Here is a 391-nt window from a genome sequence, read left to right on the forward strand (position 1 = left end):
GGTCTGTTCATAAGATAATGAATAATCCGGACTATCATCTATATGGGCATAGACGAAGTTTTCATTAACCATCAATCGAGATACGGTTTGACCATTCAAGCCATGGTGAAGTTCTATGTACCGACCATTATATCCCTCATGCAAAAGGATATTACCGCTGGATTGGGAAATCGTGCCATCAACCATTGTCAAGTCTCTTGCCGCATCGCTCGAAAGCATGGTTTTCGCGAAAGTCACCTCGCGGAATATGCCACTTTTGACGATAAAATGCGCATAAGATTTTATGTTTATATATTATTAAATCCTTGCCTTCCTGCCTAGTGATTCATTCAGATCAATCAGTCCGAACGTGAGCCCATGCCCTGCCAGAACCGACCGATGTGCCAATTCA

At 42.7% G+C, this 391-nt stretch carries 1 protein-coding gene; it reads right to left on the reverse strand.

Annotation, left to right across the window (positions count from 1 at the left end; genetic code table 11):
- Window positions 1-219, reverse strand: a 219-nt coding sequence (locus tag N825_RS40165) for a hypothetical protein (RefSeq protein WP_211098453.1), incomplete at its 3' end; no start/stop codon positions are given.
- Window positions 220-391 lie beyond the last annotated feature (172 nt).

This window comes from Skermanella stibiiresistens SB22 (assembly GCF_000576635.1).
GTDB classification, from domain to species: domain Bacteria; phylum Pseudomonadota; class Alphaproteobacteria; order Azospirillales; family Azospirillaceae; genus Skermanella; species Skermanella stibiiresistens.